The following is a 16555-nucleotide window of genomic DNA, read 5'->3' as shown; positions in this document are numbered from 1 at the left end:
GTGCCTCCCCCAGTGCCTCAAGGGCCTGGGAGGTACCCCCAGGGCGATGGGGGTCCCCCCGCTCGAGCGAAGCCGAGAGTGGGGGAGGGTGGGCGATGGGGGCACCTCCCGCTCATGGGGGTACCTCCCGCTCGAGCGAAGCCGAGAGTGGGGGAGGCACCCCGCAAGCGCCGGGCAGCGCGAACACCCCCGGCCCACACCAACGCAGGGCACCCCACAAACAGGGCCCCGGCCCACCACCCCCGCACCCGCGCCAACGGCTGAGCAGCCTCAGAGATGCCCCCGCCCACCCCCGCCACAGAGCATGGTCGCCGCGGGCAAGGCGCCCGAACCTTCTCCCGGATGAGGTGCTGAGCAGTGACGGTGGACATCGCACAGAGCAACACGCGCGGCATTGCCTCGCTCTTCAACTCGGCCGTGGCCGCCTGGGCCATCGCCGCGGCGTGGGAGATCGGCGCACTCGACGAACTGCACCGCGCCCGCACCCTGGACACCGCGGACTTCGCGGACCGCGGCGGCCTGGACCCCGCGTCGACCACGGGCCTGTTCCGCGCACTGTCCTCGGTGGGCCTGGTACGACGCGAGGGCACGGTCGTCACCGCGCTGGACGGCTTCGACGAGATGTACCGCAACAAGTCCTTCTTCCACTGGCTGGCCCGGGGCAGCGCGGAACTCTTCCAGCAGATCCCGGCCGTGCTGCGCAACGAGAACCGCACCGGCTCCTTCTACCGGCGCGACTCCGCCGCCATCGCCTTCGCCTGCCGCGAGATCGACCAGGTCACCTACGCCCCCGCGTTCTGGGCGGCGATGGGCCGGGTGGAGTTCCCCTTCACCCGGGTCGCCGACCTCGGCTGCGGCAGCGGGGCCCGGCTGATGCAGATCCTCGACCGCCACCCCGGCACCACCGGCACGGGCATCGACATCGCCCGCCCCGCGCTGGAGGTGGCGCGCGCGGAGGCGGACGCGGCGGGCCTGGCCGACCGCACCGCGTTCCTGCACGGCGACGTCCTGAGCCTCGAACCGCGGCCCGAGTACGCCGACGTGGAGCTGCTGACGTGCTTCATGATGGGCCACGACTTCTGGCGCGACGGCCGGCGCGAGAACGCGATCGCCACCCTGCGGCGGCTGCGCGAGGCCTTCCCGTCCGCCCGCCGGCTGCTGATCGGCGACGCCACCCGCACCGACCTTCCCGACACCGAACTGCCCGTCTTCACCCTCGGTTTCGAGCTCGGCCACGACCTGATGGGCACGTTCCTGCCCACCGTCGCCGACTGGGAGTCCGTCTTCGCCGAGGGCGGCTGGGAGCTGGTGCGCACCAACCGCATCGAGATGACCGTGGGAGAGGTCATCTTCGAACTGGCCTGACCCGGAAGAGGCCCAGTGATGACGACATTCGCGACCGCGGTCGCCCAGACCCTGGCCGGCTGCGGCATCGACCACGCCTTCGGCCTGGTCGGCGGCGGCAACATCCTGGCCACCGCCGCGCTGACGCGGGCCGGTGTGCACTACACGGCGGCCCGGCACGAGGGCGGCGCGATGGCCATGGCCGACGCCTGCTTCCGGGCCACCGGGCGGGTCGCCGTGTGCACGACCACGCACGGGCCGGGGCTGGCCAACACGGCGACCGCGCTGGCCGAGGCCGCCAAGAACCGCAGCGCCGTCGTCCTGCTGTGCGGCGACGCCCCGGTGGCGGGCCCGCGCGCCCACGACATCGACCAGAGCGCGCTGGCCGCCTCCCTGGGGGTGCCCGTCGTACGTCCGACGGACCCGGACACGGCGGTGGAGGACACCGTACGGGCCGTGCGCACCGCGACCGCCGCCCAGTGCCCGGTGGCGCTGTTCCTGCCCGGCGACCTGACGAACCGTAAAGTCTCCGCCCCGTCCGCGCCCCCGTCCGTGGCGCCGGCCGCCGCACCCCGACCCGCGCGTGCCCGCGCCGAGGAGACCGACGAGATCCTCACCCTCCTGTCCGGCGCCCGCCGCCCGCTGCTCCTGGCCGGGCTGGGCGCCTGGCGTTCGGGCGCGGCGAAGATCCTCGCCGACCTCGGCGACCGGCTCGGCGCGCTGCTGGCCACCACGGTCATGGCGAACGGCATGTTCGCCGCGCACCCCGCCGCGCTCGGCCTGTGCGGGGGGTTCGCCTCCCCGCCGGCGGCCGCCCTGATGGGCGAGGCGGACGTGGTGCTGGCGTTCGGCACCAGCCTGGACGACTTCACGCTGCACGGCGGCCGGATCCTCGACCCGGCCGCCCGCGTCGTCCAGATCACCCTGGAAGGGGCCCGCGCGCCCCGCGCGGACCTCGCCGTACGCGGTGACGCGGCGGCCGTGGCCACCCGGCTGCTGGACGCGGCCGACGCGCACGGCATCGCCCGTTCCCCGTGGCGCGAGCGGGCCGCCGCCTCCGGTGCGCTCCGGCGCGCCGCCGGCGGCTGGGCCGCCCTGCCCCACACGGACGCCTCCGGCGACGGCCGGATCGACCCGCGCACCCTGACCCGGGAGCTGGCCCCGCTGCTGCCCGCCGAACGCACGGTCGTCCTGGACGGCGGCCACTTCATCGGCTGGCCGGCCATGTACTGGCCGGTGCCGGACCCGGCGGGGCTGGTGTTCACCGGCGCCGCCTTCCAGAGCATCGGGCTGGGCCTGGCGGGCGCGGTCGGCGCGGCCGTGGGCCGGCCCGACCGCACCACGGTGGCCGCCGTCGGCGACGGCGGCGCGCTGATGGGCCTGCCCGAACTGGAGACCCTGGTGCGCTCGGGCCGGTCGGCGCTGGTGGTGATCTACGACGACGCCTCCTACGGCTTCGAGGAGCACATGTACGTCCCCCAGGGGGCGGACGCGGCCACCCTGCGCTTCGGCGACACCGACTTCGCCGCCGTGGCGCGGGCGCTCGGGGCACGGGCCGTCACCGTCCGCGGCACCGGCGACCTGAGCGCCGTACCGGAGTGGACCGCCCGGGGGGCGAAGGGCACGCTGCTGCTGGACTGCAAGGTCTCCCGGGGCGTGCTGGCGCCGTTCCTGTCCGACCTGCTCGGCCGCTGACCACGAAGAAGGAGCCAGCCAAGGCGAACCGTTCCGGCCGAGCAGGCATGGACAATGACGGCTTCTGGCTGAGGGTGACCCTCTAACCAACGGGCCGCTGCCGGCTGGTCAGTCGGCCCGTACGGGAACGACGACCGTCGGCAGCGGCCCCGCCACTTCCTGCGGGTCCACCGCCAAGCCGAACTCGCTCTCCACCGCCTCCAGAGCGGCAGCCGGGTCGGAAAAGTCGTCATCCGGCTCGTCCAGGAAGAAGCCGGCCCGTTCCAGAGCCCGGTTGAGCCGGTCCGGCTCCTTCCCGGAGGCCGGGTCGAACCTCCACGAGTCGAACAGGGCGAGAATTTCCCCGTCACGGGCGTGCGCCACACGAACGGAACTGGCGAGGGTCTGCCACACGGACACCGCTTCCGCGCCCCTGGAAAGCTCCTTGAGCACCGGCTCCCTGAACGCGACACCCATCTCCGGGAGCGCATCGAACACATACGCCCAACCCGACCCCGCCGGGCAGTAGACCCGCACCACCCAGCTGTCCAGGCTGAAGTGCTCAGCCACACCGTCGATGGGATACCGGGGCAGCGGATCCGGGCCGACGGCACCCAGCCGGGCCAATACGTCCGCCTCCCCCAGACCCCGGACCGCGGTCACACAGAACCACTCGTCCCCCAGCACATCGAACAACGTGGAAGCCATTACGATCCGCGCCTTCCCAGTCAGCATCCGCCTGGCGGCCGCCAACGCTACGACATACACCTGAACCCACTGCCCCGTACGTACGAGGACGCCGGTCACCCGCTGGTCCCCCGGGACCGGGCCGAAGGACCACGACCCGACGTCCCCCACGATCGTCACCAACCAGCCGCCCGTGTGCGTCAAGCACGCCCGCGCCGCTGCCGCGCTCTGCCCTCACCTCGCGAAGAACCCCATGGTCTTCCTCGCCCGGAGCGCACCCCTGTACGGGGTGCACGGCGTGGTCTACGGCCCCGATACACGTCACGGGACGCGCGTCGTCGCGCAGCCGGACTCCCCCCTGCCCTTCGGCCACCCGAACATGCCCACAGTCCTGGCGTCGCAGCTCGTCCGCCGGCTCAGCTCCTTCCGCACCGTCGACATGGGCGAACTGCTGCGGGAGCTGTCGCCGACCGCATAGACCCCTGTTCGGCGGCCCGGATGTCCCCCGGCCGGGCCGCATTGTCGCCGGTGTGACCAGCGAGCGTGCCGAAGCCGCCGTTCGCGAGGTGTACACGGCGATCCTCGCCGATGAGGTGCCGTTGATCGTGACCAGCCCGGAGACCGCCGAGCTGATCAAGGGCGCAGCGAACACCTTCCTCGGGCTGAAGCTGTCGTACATCAACGCCGTAGCGGACATGTGCAGTGCGGCGGGTGCCGACGTGATGACGCTCTCGTGGTCGCGGTGGCGCTTCGCCTCCCGGCACCCGTGCTGATGTCGGCCTCGGATCGCGACAACTGGTCGAAACCGTGCGGTGACCGCGTACAGATCAAGGACGTCTGAAGCTGGTGTTCCGTTCGTCGCGCGTGGTGGTGATCACCTGCGGGCCAGTCCGGTTGGTCGCCAAAGGGCTGGGCATCCGGCAGATCGCCTCCCGACCGCACATCTCGCCGAGCACGGCGGCGTGCGCGTCTCTCCCGTCTTGACGAGACCGGGCGCGGCGACGCGCACCAAGACCGCGGCCATCGCCTTCCGTGAAGGACTGGCCGGGGCCCGCCACGGCGGCAGGTTTTCCCTGTATGAGAACACCGACCGCACCGGCACACGTCGGCTCAGTCGGCCGTACCGGGCTCCACGACCCACTCGGCCTTCAGCCCGCTCACCGAAGCAATCATGTCGAAGTCGCCGTCGTAGTGCAGGACCGTGGCCCGGTGCCGTTCGGCGGTTGCCGCGATGAGGACGTCGGCCAGCGACAGTGCGCGGTGAAAGCCGGCGTTCAGCGCCAGGCCCTGGATCTCGAGTGCCCGCTCGAACTCCTGATCGTTGCAGGGCAGGTAGTCGAAGCCGCGGAGCAGGGTACGCAGTCGCAGCGCTTCGGGCTTGCCGCGTGCCGAGTACAGAACCTCGTACTCCGTCGGGGCGCAGACCGCGAGAAGCCCGTCGCGGTCCAGCACATCCAGCCGCGCCCGCACCGCCGCCTTGCCCCGGCGGGCCAGCGCCGACTTGTCGATGAGATATCGCCCCTTCACGCCGCCGAGGCCCCACCCTCACGCTTGAGCGTGCCGTCCGGGTTACGTGGCCCGGTCTGCGAGCGGATCTCCGCGAACGCGTCCTCGAACTCCCCCTCGTCGATGGCGTCGAACAGCTCCCGGCGCAGCCTCAGCTTCACCCCCTCCTCCATGGCCGCCCGTACCGCGGCAGCCTTGGTCTTCACGCCGTACACCCGCATCGCCTGCTCGACGATCTCGTCGTCCAGATCGATCACAGTCCTGGCCATCAGTCATCCCTCCACAGCCTGACAACACACCAACGATATCAATTTGAGCTAATGAATGGTATCGAGGTGCCGACGCGGACGCCCCTCTCCGGTGGCAGCCGACTTCCCGCTGCTCTCGCTGTTCGACCTGCTCGGCCGCTGACCACGAAGGAGGATCCAGCCAAGGCGAACCGTTCCGGCCGAGCAGGCGTGGGCGGTGTCGATCAGTCGCGTGGCTGCTTCTCACCGAGGGCGGCGCGGAGCCAGTCGAGCGATTCCGTTCCGAGGACCGCGTCCGCCAGGGCCTGACCGCTCTCGGTGACGATCCGGCCCCGGCTGTTGTCGATCCAGCGCTGGGCGTTGGCGTAGCCCTGGTCCCGGTACTCGACGCCCTGGATCATGCACTCCAGTTTGTCGGCGTCACGTGCGCAGACGGCTTCCGGGGACCCCTTCCCCTCGTACTCGGCGATCAGGTCGCGCAGGGCACCGGCGAGGATCTCCGGCATGTCGGCGACCTGGTCCGCGGTGATGTCCCGGGCGTCGGCCTAGCCGTTGGTGTACTTCTTCCCGAGGTGGTTGATGTCACCGGTGCGGGTTTCTCCGGTGTCGTGCCAGACGGCGAGGAACGCGGCCCGTGCGGGGTCGGCGCCTTCGAGTTCGGCGATGATCGTGGCGATGAGGGCGGTGCGCCACGAGTGATCGGCGACCGACTCCGGATCCTTGACGCCGGCCATCCACCATCCGGTGCGCTTGGTGTGCTTGAGCGTTCCGGCCTCGAACAGGAAACGCGCCACAGCGGTCAGATCCTCGGACACCGTCGGACTCCTCTCACGCCTCGGCGAGGCGGATTGCGTACCGGATGCTCTCCTGCTCCCGCCGTGCGCGTGAGGAGAGCTCCCGGCTGTCCAACATCACGGGGAGCCGGTCGCGCAGGGCGCGGGTGGCGGTACCAGTCGACCCATTCAGCAGCGGCCAACTCGACCTCGGAGAGCCCGTTCCAGGGCCGACGGGACTTGATCAACTCAGTTTCGAACAGGCCGATGACTCGGCGGTCTACGGGCGCAGGATCATGGCGTCGTAGACAGGAGACTCCTCGGCATGCTTGATGCGGCCGATCACCTCGTACCCCCAGCGCGGGTAGGCGCTGCGGGCGGACTCGTTGTCGACGATGCACGTGAGCGCCGTCCAGGGCTCCGGCCGTGCCTGCACCATCAGGTCGTGCAGTCGTCGGCCGATGCCCTGGTTCTGGTAGGCGGGCAGCGTCATCAGCTCCCGCAGCCAGAACACCTCACTGGCCTCGGCGGCCTGGACGGCTTCGGCGGGCCGGGCGGCGCCGAGCGACGTCCACCAGGCCCGTTCGGGGTCGAGGTTGACGCCGTGGACGTAGCCGAGGAGGGTGCCGTCCTCGGCACGTCCGGTAAGTACTGAGAAGCCCGGCATCTCGAACGCGGCGTGCAGTCGGTTGATGTAGGTCGGCACTGAGAAGAACGGGTCGCCGTTGTAGGGCTCGACGTTGTAGACGTCGGCGTACACGGCGATCAGCTCGTCCGCGATCTCCTGCGCCTCCTCGCGACCTGTGGGCTACCCGGCCAGCGGCATCAAGGAGCTGATGAACCGGGACGACGTCCTTGGCTCCGCCCATGATCTGTCGGACTGGCTCGACGCGCACCCGATCAAGTAGCAAGGCCGACGCAGCGGAACCCGGTGTCGTTGTCGCGCATCGTGGCGTTGGCGTCGTTCGCCAGGGAAGGGGCAGCGCGGGTGAAGGGGCTCGTGAACGCGCTGCCCTTCAGCTCGTGGCGTCCGGGCTCCGGCTCGGTGGCGCACCACTCCCAGGTGTTCCCGCACATGTCGAACACGCCGTAGGGACTCACTCCGGACTGGTAGCGGGTGACGGGGGTGGTGCGCCCTATGCCGGAGTCGAGGACGTTGCACTTGGCTGCTGTCGGTGCGTCGCCCCACGGGTATGAGCGGCCTTTGGAGCCGCGGGCCGCTTTCTCCCACTGCTTGCTCGTCGGCAGTGCCTTACCGGCCCATGCCGCGTAGGCGGCTGCATCGTGCCAGGTCACCCAGACCACAGGGTGGTCGAAGATGCTGTCCGGGCACTTCCCCTCCGGCCAGTGCTGCGGGGCCCTGTGCCCCGTGGCGCGAACGAACCTTGCATAGTCCGCGTTCGTGGTCGGGTAAACGTCGATGAGGTAGGCGCCTGCCCAGGTCGGTGTGTTGTTCAGGCCGGCGAGGAAAATGCCTTCTTCCACGGACACCATGAGCTTTCCGTCGATGGGGCTCTTGGAGTACTGAGTCTCGCGGCGTAACAGTTGCTCTGCGCGGGCGTCATGCTCGGCCGCGGCCTGCTTGGTGATCAGCGCTGCGAACCGCTCCTGCACTGCGGGGCCGGCGGTAGCGAGCATGGTGTCCAGAGCGGCCTGGTTCGCAGCCCGTGGGGTGATGTCCGCTCCCTGGGTCTCCCACTTGACCAGCATCCGGTGGCTGACGCCGACTTCGGCGGCAAAGTCGCGGCCGGTCTTCCGCAGCGCGGAGCGGAAGGCTAAGACCTCCAACCCCGTCCATCGCACGACCCCCGTCACTGTGCGCCACCTACAGCCGCTCGCCCGGGATGGCGAGGTAGTTGTCTCGAAGCTGGGTGAGCAGGGGGTGCTCCGTGGCCATCGGTACGTCATCGATGCTGGACAGCGCACGCACACCGATCGTCGTGTTGGTGGCGAAAGCGGCCTGCATGCCCTGCGCCTCGGCGAGAGTGACCGGAGCCGTGAGGTGGTGCCCGGACTGCTGCAGAAGCGCCATGGTGACACCGGGCAGGACGTCGGCCTTCGGCCACACGACGCCGTCTTCGCCAATGAAGCCGACGTTCCAGGTACCGCCCTCCGACACGAGGTCCTCCGGGCCGACGAACAGGGCGTCGTCAGCGCCGTCGAGAAGCGCGGTACGCCGTGCGTGCAGGGCACCGAAGAGACCGGCGTGCTTGACCGCCGGGACGTCCCGCTCGTAGCGGACCGACTTCACGCGCAGGGGCGGCATGGGCAGATCAGCGGCCGGCCGAACGGTCACGAGGACGTGAGGGGTGTTCGCCTTGTCGGGGCGCCCCATGTTCACGGCCGGGTCGAAGATGGTGACCCGTACGACGAAGGAGCCGCTCAGGTCCCCTGCGGCCTGGCGGACGTACCTGCGGACCCTGTCCGGGTCCAGTTCCGCGCCCATCACGGTCCGGCAGTCCCTGACCAGGCGCTCCATGTGCAGGTCGAGGCCGCGAACGCGCTGGTTGTCGACGCGCATGGAGGTGAAGTGGCCGTAGTTGGTCAGCGCCAGGGTCAGCAGGGCATCGGGGGTCACGGGTCGTCCGTTCAATTCCGCCATGTTCATCAGGATGGCAGCAACCCCGTAAACGCCGAAGCTCGTCCAGGACTTGACGTCACCTAAGTTCGCCAAAAGTTCCTTCCCTTGCCGTCCCTGCACGGTGTTCTCTGGTCACCCTGCGAACACTCACTGTGACCGATAGCGGGTGTGAGGCGTGCTGGCCCCACCGGCCGCGCGCACCTCCCGGAGCCCAGTGAGTGCCCTGACCGAGCACAACGACGTGGACCGGGGAGAACCATCCATGCCACCCAGCGAAGCCGGATCGACCAGCCTGCTAGAGGCTTCCCAGGCACAAGCCGGTTCCGTTCCTCTACCGGCCTTCGGCATGGCGATGCGCGCAGCCCCGGAGAGTGTCCAGATCGCCCGCCGCGTAACCCGGGCATGGGTTCGCTGCTACAGCCGGATGACGCAGGCCAAGGTCGACGCCCTCCTGATCGTGGTGTCCGAACTGTGCTCCAACGCGGTCGTCCACGGCCATGGGCCCACCGTGGAAGTCCGCGGCTGTATGCAGACCGCGGGCCGGTTCCACCTGGAAGTGCACGACGGCTCACCATCGGCCATCCCCTCACCGCAGCACGTCGGACCCGAGTCAGAAAACGGCCGCGGTCTGCTCCTGGTCGATGTCCTCGTGTCGGAACTCGGCGGGTGCTGGGGATTCAGCCCAGACGGCTCCTACGCCTGGTTCCGCCTCCTCACCAGGGAGGAACAGTGACCGCCCCCGGCGCCGTCCAGTGCTTCACCCGCCCCGTGCCGCAGTGGACACCGCCCTTATCCAGCGGGGAACTCGCCACTGTCTTGGACAGGCTCCACGGCTGGACCGCGTTCGACGGCGGCGCCCTCCTCGACGACGCTGCCACGGTCCTGGACGACGTGCCACCGGCCGAAGAGGACACCGAGGAACTCGCCGAGCGGCTCCGCAGGCACCTCATGCGGCTGGTGCACATCGCCGTCGCCGCCGAAACCGACCAGATCCCCGCCGCGGCACGGCTCATCGAGCAGGCCCGCACGCTGCGTGCCGAAGATCTGCCCGGGGGTCGCTGGAAGGCCGTAGGGCACCTGCGCCGGATGGGCTGGACCGCCAGTGAACTCCTTGACCGGCTCGTCGCCACGCGCTGCCTGCGGGAGGTGGCATGACCCACGCCGCATGTACCGCCCTGACCTGCACGAGAGAGAAGAACGTGCGTACCTCGACCGAGCCGGGCCTGGTCCCCTTCATCACTCAGCGGAAAGGGGAGGACGCCGCCCCGGACAACCTGATCGTCTACCGGCACCCGTCCGGGGCCCGGCTGTACTACGCCGACGAGGACCCCAGGGACCGGCCGATCCGGGGCATCCTGTGGGCGCGGTGCGGGTTCAACCCAGTGGATGACCGCCATATGCCGACGGGTCAGCCGCAGTGGAAGCTCATGCACCCCTATCGGCAAATGGTCACGATGACGAAACTGCACTGCCAGGTGTGCTCAGGGCCCGCGCGGACCCCGCTGGGCTTCATCTTCCTGACCGGGCCGAAGGACCACGACCTGACGTCCCCCACGATCGTCACCAACCAGCCGCCCGTGTGCGTCAAGCACGCCCGCGCCGCTGCCGCGCTCTGCCCTCACCTCGCGAAGAACCCCATGGTCTTCCTCGCCCGGAGCGCACCCCTGTACGGGGTGCACGGCGTGGTCTACGGCCCCGATACACGTCACGGGACGCGCGTCGTCGCGCGGCCGGACTCCCCCCTGCCCTTCGGCCACCCGAACATGCCCACGGTCCTGGCGTCGCAGCTCGTCCGCCGGCTCAGCTCCTTCCGCACCGTCGACATGGGCGAACTGCTGCGGGAGCTGTCGCCGACCGCATAGACCCCTGTTCGGCGGCCCGGATGTCCCCCGGCCGGGCCGCCGAACAGGCACAGCTCCCGGCGCGGAGGACGAACTGCCCGACTTGTGTTCCCCCCACGACAGGTCACTCGCCCCGCGCCGGGCCCACACAGGTAAGTCACCGACACCGAGGAGACGCCCATGACGATCGCCCCCGAAGCTCCCGCGCGCCCGGCCGTGCCGGATTTCCTCGAACTGGAGATCACCGGCAGGTGCCAACTGACCTGCCCATCCCTGTGCTATGCCAAGGCAGGCCCCACCGAGAGCCACGGCAGCATGACCGCCGACGACTGGAAGCGCATCATCAGTGAGGCCGCTGAGATCGGCGTGAAGAAGGTGCAGTTCATCGGTGGAGAGCCGACCATGCACCCGGAGTTCGAGGCCCTGGTGCACCGCGCCTTGGCCCTCGGCCTCAGTGTGCAGGTCTACAGCAACCTCTACCGCGTGAAGCCGGAGCACTGGCGCCTGTTCACGCACCCGGAGGTGTCCCTGGCCACGTCGTACTACAGCGACGTGGCGGAGGAACACGAGCGGGTGACCGGCCGGAAGGGCTCGCACGCGGCGACCCGCGAGAACATCGTCAAGGCCGTCAGCCGGCGTATCCCGCTGCAAGTGGGCATCGTCGAGGTGTTCGAGGGACAACGCACCGCCGAGGCCCGCCAGGAGCTGTACGACCTCGGCGTCCGCACGGTGAACATCGACCGTGTCCGCAGCGTCGGCCGCGGGGAGGTGCACGTCCCCAGCACCAAGGACCTGTGCGGCCGCTGCGCGGACGGGCGGGCCGCGGTCATGACCGACGGCACGGTCACTCCGTGCGTCCTGGGACGCTTCCTGCACACGGGGAACGCGAAGGCCGACGGGCTTGCCGCAGTGTTCAACGGGCAGCAGTGGGCGGACACCGCGACGAGCATCCCCCGGCGCTCTCCGTCGATGGCCTGCACGCTGGACGACTCCAGCGACTGCGACCCCTCGAACACCGAAGCCTGCGACCCCGCCTACTAGAAACCGGAGGACAGTGAAGCGATGAAGTGGCTACCGCAGGCCCGGCGCCTGGCGCACGAGGTCGTACGGCCGGAATCCCGCTGGCACTCGGCCGTGGCCAACGTGCCCCGGCACCAGTTCGTCCCCCGCTGGTGGGAGGCGGACGGGGAGGTGTGGCACCTGCGCACCGGCCCCGACGACCCCGAAGCGTGGCTGAAGGCGGCATACAGTGACCGGACACTCGTGACCCGGGTCGACGCCTGCCACGCCGACACCGCTGACGCGGGCGACTTCCTGGACTGCGGTACGCCGACCTCCTCATCGACGCTGCCCAGCCTCGTCGTACGGATGTACCGGCACGCGATGATCGCCGACGACAACCAGGTACTTGTCACCACCGGCTCGGGTTACGGCACCGCACTCGCGTGCGCGCGGCTCGGCGACACCCAGGTGACGAGCATCGACGTCGACGAGCACTTGGTACAGGCCGCCGAGGAGCGGCTTGGCGTGCTCGGCGAGCACCCGCAGATGGGAGTCTGCGACATCACCGGGCTGCTGCCCGGCGAGTACGACCGGATCGTCTCCACGGTGTCCGTACGGCCCGTGCCCGTCTCCTGGTTGCCGGCGCTGCGGCCGGGCGGCCGGCTCGTCACGACGATCGCCGGCACGGGCCTGATCCTCACCGCGGACAAGACCGCGGACGGCGGCGCCGTGGGCCGCATCGAGTGGGACCGGGCAGGGTTCATGCGCATCCGCCACGGCGACATCTACGAACAGATCGCAGACGACCTCTGGAAGGGCGCCGCGCGGGACGACGGAGAGGAGGTTTCCCAGAGCCGGTACCCGCTGCTGTACCCGCCGGACGCATGGGACGTCATGTCGATGCTGGAGCTGAAACTCCCCGGCATCGAGTACCGGCAGAAGGAGGACGGCGAGACCCGCACGGTGTGGCTGCTGTACCCCGACGGCTCATGGGCCCGCGCCACCGCGACCGGGTTCCTCGAATCGCCCGTCGTCCACGAGAGCGGCCCCCGACGGCTGTGGGCGGAACTGGACCGCATTCGCAACCGCCTCAACCGTAGCGGCGCCCTCCCCGCCTACGGCGCCCAGGTCACCATCACCCCGGACGGCATGACCACCCTCACTCGCGGTTCCTGGGAAGCCGTGCTGTAGGTCGACGACACCGACTTCGCCGCGGTGGCGCGGGCGCTCGGGGCACGGGCCGTCACCGTCCGCGGCACCGGCGACCTGAGCGCCGTACCGGAGTGGACCGCCCGGGGGGCGAAGGGCACGCTGCTGCTCGACTGCAAGGTCTCCCGGGACGTGCTGGCGCCGTTCCTGTCCGACCTGCTCGGCCGCTGACGGCGTCCGACCACGAAGGAGCGGCCGGGACCCCTTTCCGGGGTCCCGGCCGCCCGCTCGGCGCCGCGGGGGATTCAGCCGCCGAGCAGTCCGGGGAGGGATCCGCGCAGGTGGTCGAAGGAGACGAGGTCGGGCGCGGTCCAGCCGTCCAGGTCGTACTCGGAAAGGCACTGGTCGGCGAACGCCTTGTAGTCGTCGAGCTGCCCGGAGGCGGTCTGGGCGAACAGCAGCTCGGCCCGGGTCGCCTCGTGGTTGCCGGCGTAGTTGCGCTCGTACAGCTCGTGCCGGCCGCCGAACTCGGTGCCCACCGCGTCCCACAGCAGTTTCAGCACCTTGACCCGCTCCTCGGCCCCGATGCCGCCGGAGCCGCGCAGATAGGTGTCGAGGTAGGGGCGGATCTCCGGGTTCTTGAAGTCCTCGGCGCTGGAGTTGAGGTAGATCAGCCCGCTGGCCACGTCCTGCTGGACGATCTCCTTGACGCGCGGGTAGCCGACCTGCATGAACCACCGGTACGCCATGCCGTACTGCGGATTGGGCAGCACCGCGCCGCCCCGCCACTTCACCGGGTTGCGGGCGGCCGCGTCGGACAGCCCCCAGAACAGGTTGCGCCAGGCGAGCACCTCGCCCAGCCGGGTCTGGACGCCGCGGAAGTCCTGGGTGCCGGTGATCTCCAGGGCCTTGGCGAGGAGCCCGGCGATGAACTCCAGCTTCACCGCGAGACGGACGCAGCCGTGGAAGGTGAAGCGCTCCATGAAGCCGGACTGCCCGGAGAACATCTGGACCTTGGCCGTGTCGCCGTAGACGAACACGTTCTCCCAGGGGACGAGGACCTTGTCCAGGACGAGGATGGTGTCGTTCTCGTCGAGCCGGGAGGAGAGCGGGTAGTCGAAGGGGCTGCCCATCACCGCGGACGTCGCGGTGTAGGAGGGCCGGCAGATCAGCTTCACGCCCTTGTCGCCGGTGGGCACGGTGGCGATGAGGGCGAACCTCTTCTCCTTCACCGGCAGTCCGTGGTGGGCGATGAAGTTCGCGTGGGTCAGCGCCGAACCGGTGGCGACCACCTTGGCCCCGCTGACCACCAGGCCCGCGTCGGTCTCCTTCTCCACGTGCACGAACACGTCGGAGACCTTGTCGGGCGGCAGGTTGCGGTCCACGGGCGGGTGCACGATCGCGTGGTTCCAGTACAGGACCTTCTCCTGCGACTCGCGGTACCAGCGGCGCGCGTTGTCGTCGAAGGGCGCGTAGAAGTCGGCGTTGGCGCCCAGGGTGCCGAGGAACGCCGCCTTGTAGTCCGGGCTGCGGCCCATCCAGCCGTAGCTCATCCGGGACCAGGCCGCGATGGCCCGCTGGTCGGCGACCAGGTCCTCGGCGGAGCGCGGGGTGGTGAAGAAGCGGTGCGTGTAGCCCGCCGCCGCTCCGCCGTCCGTGCGCGTGGTCAGCACGTCCCGGTGGGCGGGATCGTGCAGGGCGTCGTAGAGACGGGCCGTCATCCGTGCCGGGTTGGCGAACGCCGGGTGCGCGGTGACGTCCTTGACCCGGTCGCCGTAGAGGAAGACCTCGCGGTCGTCGCGCAGGCTCTCGAGGTACTCCTCGCCCGTCAGCGGCCGCGTCCGGGGTCCGTCCGCCGGGTGAGCGGCGGCATCCTGCTGATCGGTCATGCGTCTCATCGTGGCAGCCGGGACACCCCCCGGGCTTCTTCCCCCGTGCGGCACTGGGACCGGTCCGCGGGCGAGATGGCGAAGTCGCGGCCAGGGCGCGGCAGCGCAATCCGGAAGGTGCCCCGGCGGCCCGCCGCGGTGTGAGGTCGGGTCAGCACCGCCTGGTGGTACGACCTGTCACGTCCCGGGAGGACTACACGATGCTCACCGCCGACATCCCCACGCGTGCGCAGCTTGTCCGGCGCGCGGCCGAAGTCGCGCCGCTGCTGCGCGAGAACGCCCCGAAGGCCGAGGACGCCGGCCGGCTCCAGGACGAGACGATCGAGGCGCTGGCCGGGGCCGGCGTCTTCAGGCTGCGGGTGCCCAAGCGGTACGGCGGCTACGAGGCCGACACCCGCACCCTGGTCGACGTGGCCACCGAGCTGGCCCGCGGCGACGGGGCCGCCGCCTGGACGGCGTCGGTGTACTGGATCCCCACGTTCATGACGTGCCTGTTCCCCGACAGCGTCCAGGACGAGGTCTTCGCCACCCCCGACGTGCGCGTCTGCGGCACGCTCAGCCCGTCCGCGCGGGCCACCCCCGTGGAGGGCGGCATCGTCGTCAACGGCAGGTGGAGCTTCGTCAGCGGCGCCCCGCACGCCCACTGGCAGGAGGTCATCGCCGCGCAGGAGATGGCGCACGGCCAGCACCTGCCGCTGATGGCGCTCGTGCCGATGGACCAGCTCGAGATCGTCGACGACTGGGACACCTCCGGACTGCGCGGCACCGGCAGCGTCTCCACCGTCGCCAAGGACGTGTTCATCCCCCAGGAGCGCGTGCTGCCGCTGCCGGCCGTCCTGACCGGCCAGTACGCCTCGCAGCTCAACGCGGACTCCCCCGTCTACCGGGCCCCGCTGCTGCCGGTCGCCGCCGCCTCCTCGGTCGGCACCGCGGTGGGCCTGGCCCGCGCCGCCCAGGACGTCTTCTTCGAGCGGCTCCCGGACCGCACCCTGACCTACACCTGGTACGCCAAGCAGGCCGAGGCCCCCCTGACGCACCTCCAGGCGTCCGAGGCGGTGCTCAAGGCCGACCAGGCCGAGTTCCACGCGCACCGTCTGGCCGACCTCGTCGACTCCAAGGGCCTCTCGGGCGAGGAGTGGACGGTGCTGGAGCGGGCCCGCGCCCGCGCCGACATGGGCGCCGCGGTCCGCCTGGCCAAGGAGGCCGTCGACATCTTCGCCTCCGCCTCCGGCGGTTCGTCCGTCTACCGGGACGTGCCGATCCAGCGGATCACCCGTGACATCCAGGCCATGAGCCTGCACGCCCTGATGAACCCGAACACCAACGCCGAGCTGTACGGCCGCGTCCTGTGCGGCCAGCAGCCCAACACCCTCTACATCTGAGCCCGTTCCGCCGCCGTTCCGCGACAGAGAGCAGAGAGCAGACTCATGACCACGCAGACCGCCACCGCCCCCGCCGTCGAGATCTCCGACGAGGACAAGGCCGCCGTCGCCTCCATCCCCCAGCGCGTCGTCGAGGCGTGGGCCGCCTACGACGCCGACGCCTTCGCCGAGGTGTTCACCCCCGACGGGACCCTGATCCTGCCGGGCGTGTACGAGAAGGGCCGCGACGCCATCCGCGCCTTCGCCGCCGCCGCCTTCGCGGGCCCCTACAAGGGCACCCGCGTCACCGGCACCCCGATCGACATCCGCTTCGCCAACGAGGGCGCCGGCGTGCTGATCACGCGCGGCGGCATCCTGGCGCCGGGCGAGACCGAGCCGGCGCCCGAGCGTGCCGTCCACGCCTCCTGGGTCGTCGTCAAGCGGGACGGCAAGTGGTTCCTCGGCGCCTACCAGAACAGCCCGCGGCACGCCGCGTGAGC

At 70.5% G+C, this 16555-nt stretch carries 19 protein-coding genes and 1 pseudogene; 12 read left to right on the top strand and 8 right to left on the bottom strand.

The genetic code is table 11. From position 1 onward, the window contains the following. Positions 1-357 precede the first annotated feature (357 nt). Positions 358-1365, top strand: a complete 1008-nt coding sequence (locus ACZ62B_RS30600) for an SAM-dependent methyltransferase (protein ID WP_344561183.1) — start codon at positions 358-360, stop codon at positions 1363-1365. Between the two features lie 18 nt (positions 1366-1383). Next, entirely contained in the window at positions 1384-3039 is a 1656-nt protein-coding gene (locus ACZ62B_RS30595) for a thiamine pyrophosphate-binding protein (RefSeq protein ID WP_469692859.1), read from the top strand. Between the two features lie 108 nt (positions 3040-3147). On the opposite strand, the gene ACZ62B_RS30590 is transcribed toward ACZ62B_RS30595, so the two are convergent. Beyond that, entirely contained in the window at positions 3148-3825 is a 678-nt protein-coding gene (locus ACZ62B_RS30590) for a DUF6461 domain-containing protein (protein WP_469692857.1), read from the bottom strand. A gap of 73 nt (positions 3826-3898) precedes the next feature. Here ACZ62B_RS30590 and ACZ62B_RS30585 point away from each other — a divergent pair, with 73 nt between their 5' ends. After that, the gene (locus ACZ62B_RS30585) at positions 3899-4183 is read left to right on the top strand and encodes a hypothetical protein (protein ID WP_469692855.1); all 285 of its coding nucleotides are present in this window, start codon (positions 3899-3901) and stop codon (positions 4181-4183) included. 52 nt (positions 4184-4235) lie between these two features. After that, positions 4236-4478 carry a hypothetical protein gene (locus ACZ62B_RS30580; RefSeq protein WP_469692854.1) on the top strand — a complete coding sequence of 81 codons (243 nt, stop codon included), beginning with the start codon at positions 4236-4238 and terminating at the stop codon, positions 4476-4478. Between the two features lie 337 nt (positions 4479-4815). Here ACZ62B_RS30580 and ACZ62B_RS30575 read toward each other — a convergent pair whose 3' ends face one another. The 6 genes and pseudogenes from ACZ62B_RS30575 to ACZ62B_RS30550 form a co-directional block, all read right to left on the bottom strand. After that, positions 4816-5232 (bottom strand): PIN domain-containing protein, encoded by a 417-nt coding sequence (locus ACZ62B_RS30575; RefSeq protein ID WP_469692852.1) that lies wholly within the window; start codon positions 5230-5232, stop codon positions 4816-4818. Beyond that, the gene (locus ACZ62B_RS30570; RefSeq protein WP_085576340.1) at positions 5229-5480 is read right to left on the bottom strand and encodes a type II toxin-antitoxin system VapB family antitoxin; all 252 of its coding nucleotides are present in this window, start codon (positions 5478-5480) and stop codon (positions 5229-5231) included. The genes ACZ62B_RS30575 and ACZ62B_RS30570 overlap by 4 nt, the downstream gene beginning before the upstream one ends. Positions 5481-5683: 203 nt before the next feature. Continuing rightward, positions 5684-6274 (bottom strand): annotated as a pseudogene (locus tag ACZ62B_RS30565) (HD domain-containing protein). A gap of 238 nt (positions 6275-6512) precedes the next feature. Continuing rightward, the gene (locus tag ACZ62B_RS30560; RefSeq protein ID WP_469692851.1) at positions 6513-6992 is read right to left on the bottom strand and encodes a GNAT family N-acetyltransferase; all 480 of its coding nucleotides are present in this window, start codon (positions 6990-6992) and stop codon (positions 6513-6515) included. Positions 6993-7132: 140 nt separating this feature from the next. After that, positions 7133-8047, bottom strand: coding sequence for an SUMF1/EgtB/PvdO family nonheme iron enzyme (locus ACZ62B_RS30555; RefSeq protein ID WP_469692849.1), 915 nt, complete (start codon positions 8045-8047; stop codon positions 7133-7135). Positions 8048-8057: 10 nt separating this feature from the next. Continuing rightward, positions 8058-8834 carry an aminotransferase class IV family protein gene (locus ACZ62B_RS30550; RefSeq protein ID WP_344561192.1) on the bottom strand — a complete coding sequence of 259 codons (777 nt, stop codon included), beginning with the start codon at positions 8832-8834 and terminating at the stop codon, positions 8058-8060. Between the two features lie 241 nt (positions 8835-9075). Between ACZ62B_RS30550 and ACZ62B_RS30545 the strand changes: the two genes are divergently transcribed. The 6 genes from ACZ62B_RS30545 (at position 9076) to ACZ62B_RS30520 (ending at position 13036) form a co-directional block, all read left to right on the top strand. Further along, a complete protein-coding gene (locus ACZ62B_RS30545) occupies positions 9076-9546 on the top strand; it encodes an ATP-binding protein (protein WP_344561194.1) in 471 nt (156 codons plus the stop codon). Positions 9547-9629: 83 nt separating this feature from the next. After that, complete coding sequence (locus ACZ62B_RS30540; RefSeq protein ID WP_344561196.1) at positions 9630-9968, top strand: DUF6415 family natural product biosynthesis protein; 339 nt, start codon at positions 9630-9632, stop codon at positions 9966-9968. Continuing rightward, the gene (locus ACZ62B_RS30535; RefSeq protein WP_344561198.1) at positions 9965-10675 is read left to right on the top strand and encodes a hypothetical protein; all 711 of its coding nucleotides are present in this window, start codon (positions 9965-9967) and stop codon (positions 10673-10675) included. Before ACZ62B_RS30540 ends, ACZ62B_RS30535 begins: the two co-directional genes overlap by 4 nt. 159 nt (positions 10676-10834) lie before the next feature. Next, a complete protein-coding gene (locus ACZ62B_RS30530) occupies positions 10835-11695 on the top strand; it encodes a radical SAM protein (RefSeq protein ID WP_469692848.1) in 861 nt (286 codons plus the stop codon). A 21-nt stretch (positions 11696-11716) separates the two neighbouring features. Further along, entirely contained in the window at positions 11717-12847 is a 1131-nt protein-coding gene (locus ACZ62B_RS30525; RefSeq protein ID WP_344561202.1) for a methyltransferase domain-containing protein, read from the top strand. Between the two features lie 24 nt (positions 12848-12871). Then, positions 12872-13036: a hypothetical protein gene (locus tag ACZ62B_RS30520; RefSeq protein WP_468726876.1), complete on the top strand. Its 165-nt coding sequence runs from the start codon at positions 12872-12874 to the stop codon at positions 13034-13036. Positions 13037-13110: 74 nt separating this feature from the next. On the opposite strand, the gene ACZ62B_RS30515 is transcribed toward ACZ62B_RS30520, so the two are convergent. Beyond that, positions 13111-14694, bottom strand: coding sequence for a 4-hydroxyphenylacetate 3-hydroxylase family protein (locus ACZ62B_RS30515; protein WP_344561204.1), 1584 nt, complete (start codon positions 14692-14694; stop codon positions 13111-13113). 200 nt (positions 14695-14894) lie between these two features. On the opposite strand from ACZ62B_RS30515, the gene ACZ62B_RS30510 reads away from it, so the two are divergent. Both ACZ62B_RS30510 and ACZ62B_RS30505 read left to right on the top strand, forming a co-directional pair. Beyond that, complete coding sequence (locus tag ACZ62B_RS30510) at positions 14895-16076, top strand: acyl-CoA dehydrogenase family protein (protein WP_344561206.1); 1182 nt, start codon at positions 14895-14897, stop codon at positions 16074-16076. A 45-nt stretch (positions 16077-16121) separates the two neighbouring features. Then, the gene (locus ACZ62B_RS30505) at positions 16122-16553 is read left to right on the top strand and encodes an SgcJ/EcaC family oxidoreductase (protein WP_344561208.1); all 432 of its coding nucleotides are present in this window, start codon (positions 16122-16124) and stop codon (positions 16551-16553) included. Positions 16554-16555: the final 2 nt, after the last annotated feature.

The organism is Streptomyces sp. NPDC053426 (assembly GCF_055585405.1).
This window is presented reverse-complemented; position numbering and strand designations above follow the sequence as displayed.